This window comes from Mailhella massiliensis (assembly GCF_020741395.1).
GTDB classification, from domain to species: domain Bacteria; phylum Desulfobacterota; class Desulfovibrionia; order Desulfovibrionales; family Desulfovibrionaceae; genus Mailhella; species Mailhella massiliensis_A.
Map to the genome: position 1 here is coordinate 1 of NZ_DYZA01000136.1, position 3,516 is coordinate 3,516.

The 3,516-nt window shown below is 55.0% G+C and carries 3 protein-coding genes; 2 read left to right on the forward strand and 1 reads right to left on the reverse strand.

Annotation, left to right across the window (positions count from 1 at the left end; translation table 11 throughout):
• Positions 1 to 37: 37 nt before the first annotated feature.
• Positions 38 to 1,708: a phosphoethanolamine transferase gene (locus K8W16_RS06855; RefSeq protein WP_304122377.1), complete on the reverse strand. Its 1,671-nt coding sequence runs from the start codon at positions 1,706 to 1,708 to the stop codon at positions 38 to 40.
• Positions 1,709 to 1,866: 158 nt separating this feature from the next.
• Between K8W16_RS06855 and K8W16_RS06860 the strand changes: the two genes are divergently transcribed.
• Together K8W16_RS06860 and K8W16_RS06865 are read left to right on the forward strand one after the other, a co-directional pair.
• Complete coding sequence (locus tag K8W16_RS06860; RefSeq protein WP_304122378.1) at positions 1,867 to 2,211, forward strand: helix-turn-helix domain-containing protein; 345 nt, start codon at positions 1,867 to 1,869, stop codon at positions 2,209 to 2,211.
• A gap of 54 nt (positions 2,212 to 2,265) precedes the next feature.
• Positions 2,266 to 3,255, forward strand: a complete 990-nt coding sequence (locus tag K8W16_RS06865) for a glycosyltransferase family 9 protein (protein WP_304122380.1) — start codon at positions 2,266 to 2,268, stop codon at positions 3,253 to 3,255.
• The last annotated feature ends 261 nt before the right edge of the window (positions 3,256 to 3,516 follow it).

Below are 3,516 nucleotides of genomic sequence, written 5' to 3' on the forward strand. Positions count from 1 at the left end.
CGCCATGGAGGAAAGCGCGTTTTTCTTCTTCCTACGATTATCGCAGGGGGACAGGTTCCTTCAGTCCCGCATCCCCCGGATAACGTGCGTCGTAGTCTACCCCGTTGATGATTCTCGGAGTGGGGATAAAGGCAGGGGAAAGGGGGGAATCCTTCATGTGCGGCGTCTGGAAGGAAATTCCGCAGAGATCGAGCATGACATAGGGCGCCGCGTCGTTGACAAAGGGCAACAGGCATGCCTTTTTCCAGAGAGCTGCGGTTTCAGGGGCAAGGCCGGAGCGGTAGGAGTCCGAAAGCCAGATGAGGAAGGGAATGTCCACATAGTAGCGGGACTCTATGGAATCATGATGGCCGTGATGGTTCCTTGTATCGAATACTTCTTCGCCGTGGTCGGAAAAGAAAAGCATGGCGCCTCCCGGCACGTTTTTCAGCTTTTCTATGACGGAAGCTATGATGTGGTCGGTATAAAGGATGCTGTTGTCGTAGTTGTTGATGTATTTTTTTGCCTTGCTGCTGAACCACGGCTTTTCCTGTATGTCGTCGGCCTGGGGGAATTTTTTGAATTCTTCCGGGAATCGTGAGGCGTAATTGACGTGGGAACCCATGGTATGGACAAAAATGACTCTTTTCCCCGTAGTGCTTGGCGAGGCAAGAATTTCATCCAGCACAGGGAGTATCTTTTCGTCGTAGGAGCGGGCATAGGCCTGATCCCCGCCCTTGTTCAGATAGATTTTCCTGTCTGCGCCGGAGATGATCCTGACTATCATGTTGGTATCATCCACCGTGCTCTGATTGGAGATCCAGACGGTTTCAAAACCTGCCTGCCGGAAAACCGTAACCAAGGGGAGGTCTCCCACACCGGGAACGTCGGTACAGGTGAGGGCCGCAGCCACACTGAGCGTGGTACGGCCGAAGGGGCTTATGGCGTCGTTGAAGACGAGAAGCTCCTTACCCATGGAGGAAAGGCGGGGCGTGGTATCGCGGAAATACCCGTATATACCCCAGTGATGGCGGCTTGATGATTCTCCTATGAGCACAATGAGCGTGACAGGCCCGGGAGCGGCGGAGACTCCGGGAGCCTTGAGTGTGGAGGCCCTGGCAAGGAAGCGTTCAAGGTCGTCCATGCTCTGTCTGTAGGCGCGGCAGCTTTGTACGATCTGGCAGGCAATGTTGTCTTTGGCCAGCCGCGGCAGTTTGCCTGAGGCAGCCAGGGCGCAGGCCGCGACAATCAGCACGGCTGCGGTGAGGCGGGAGGCGCGGATATCGTTCTGCCGGGAAGCTTTCATGGCCCTGCAGAGCAGCGTCAGGGGAAGGGCCAGGAGAGCTATAAGGTAGGCGAGGGCTGTCAGGGAGAACTGGGAAAGAAGGAACTCCGCAGATTCGCTGAGATTGCTTTCAAAAATAGCAAAAAGAGACTGCTGGGATATGGTGGCCTCATAGTAGAAAAGATGCATGCCTGCAAGGACGGCGGCTACGAGGAGCAGCGATGTTCCGAGGATGAGCCATGGCTTTGCCAGAGGCTTCCAGAGCAGGGCCGGAATGAAGAAGAACAGTGTGACGGGCAGCCCGTTGAGAAAACAGCGGATGGGATACCATACGGGCGTCTGAACAAACCAGAGCATGTGGATCAGAAAGAGCAGAGACGCACCAAGAAGGAGTACAAGCCTGGGATATGCCCAATTCATTGTTTTTATTTTATTAAAATACATACTAATTTCCCTTGTGAAGAAAGGCCTCGTGGAAGGAGAAGAGCGTTTCATACAATGGGTTACGTTATATATCATTAAAATATATCATACAATGTTAATTTTTAGTCATGAAAATTCTGCTATTCTTTCCCTCATTATCAGAAATGGGGCAGAAAAGCATGACCAGGCAAAGTATCGTCTTACTTGTGGCCGGGAATCTGGTACGCAGGCGCAAGGCTGCCGGGCTTACCCAGGCTCAGGTGGCGGAGAGGCTTTCTGTGGAAAAGGAAAGCATCTCCCGCATGGAAAGCGGAAAGATAGTGCTCAATCTTGAACGGCTTCAGCAGTTTGCCGATCTTTACGGCTGTTCGGTATGTGAGTTTTTTAAAGACGGGACACCGGAATTGCAGTTACATACCCAGGCCATTAGCGACCTGCTCCGCCCTTTGACGATGGAAGAGCGTGAAGCTGTTGTTCGTTTTGTGGGCGAGGCCGTGCGCCTTTTAAAAACAAAAGGCATATGAACCGTATTGCCGGAATGCGAAGCTGTCTCTCCATGGAAGCAAGGAGAGCTTTTCGTGAAAAAGTTTCATATTCTCTGCCTCAGGAGCGACCGCATCGGCGACATGCTGGTGAGCACGCCTGTCTTGCGTCGTCTGCGTACGCTGTATCCCGACGCTGTCCTGGACGTGGTGGCGAGTCCTCTGGGGGCTGTGGCGCTGGAAGGCAACCCCGATATCAATCATGTATTCGTATATGATAAGAAGAACGTGCGTTCCTGGTTTTCCCTGCTTCCCCGTCTGCTGGAAAGGCACGACATGGTGGTGAACTTCAACGACAGGTCGCGCACTCTGCGCATGCTCTCCTTCCTTGCGCGCGGCGGGAGGAAAGGGGCGCTCAACAGGGGGCGCCTTGCGCCGTGGAGCGGCGCGGAGGAAGACGGCACCCATTATTCCGCCGTCATGCTCCGTGAGCTGGAGGCGGAATTTTCCCTGCCCCACGACGAACACCCCGACATAAGCATCCGTTTTCATGTACCGGAAGATGTGGAAAGATTCGTGCGCGAAAGTTTCCCGCCCGTACCGGGGCTGAAGCGCGTGGGCATGTTCATCGGCAACATCAAAAAGACGGGATTGCGCTGGCCCATCGACAAGTTTGTGGAGCTTACGCGTGTGTTGCTGGAGAAAAATGCGGATCTCGATGTGTGGATCGTTGCCGGGGAAAGCGACGTGCCGCTTCTGGAGGCCTACCGCGACTTGGAGCATCCGCGGCTGCACCGTTTCATCGGCAAGAAGTCGCTGCAGTACACGGCCGCTTTTTTGAAAACCTGCGATGCTTTTGTTACCTGCACTTCGTCGCCGCAGCATCTGGCCGGAGCCATGAAGGTGCCCACGGTGTCCATCACCTACCCTTGGTCGGAAAAGCTCTGGACGCCGCGTGGGCCGCGGAATTTTTCCGCCGTGTCCGATGTGAACGACGATGTGAGGGGTATTCCGGTCCGGACCGTGTATGAAACGCTGAACAGGACGCTTCAGGGCACGCTTGCCCCGTGGGAAGCGAGAAAATAGGAGCTCGCTGCAAGGCCCGTTTTTCTTTCGTAAGTAGCGGCGCCCGGCCCGGAGCCGGGGAAGGGCTGCGGTGGGGAGAGCGCGAGGCGACAGGAGCGGGCAGAGAATATCGTGCCTGATTTAATTTAAAAAGAGCGCCGCCGGAGAAGCAGTTTTCCGGCGGCGCTTATGTTCGGGAGTATGCTCAGGAAAGGTCAGATCCTCTCGCAGATAGCCCTGCCCATCTCGGTGGTGGACACGGGAACGACTCCTTCTTCCGCG

What these genes read in the sequence shown, in the direction of transcription:
- K8W16_RS06860 (WP_304122378.1), top strand. Translation starts at nt 1,867, where the DNA reads ATGACCAGGCAAAGTATCGTCTTACTTGTGGCCGGGAATCTGGTACGC.
- K8W16_RS06855 (WP_304122377.1), bottom strand. Translation starts at nt 1,708, where the DNA reads ATGTATTTTAATAAAATAAAAACAATGAATTGGGCATATCCCAGGCTT.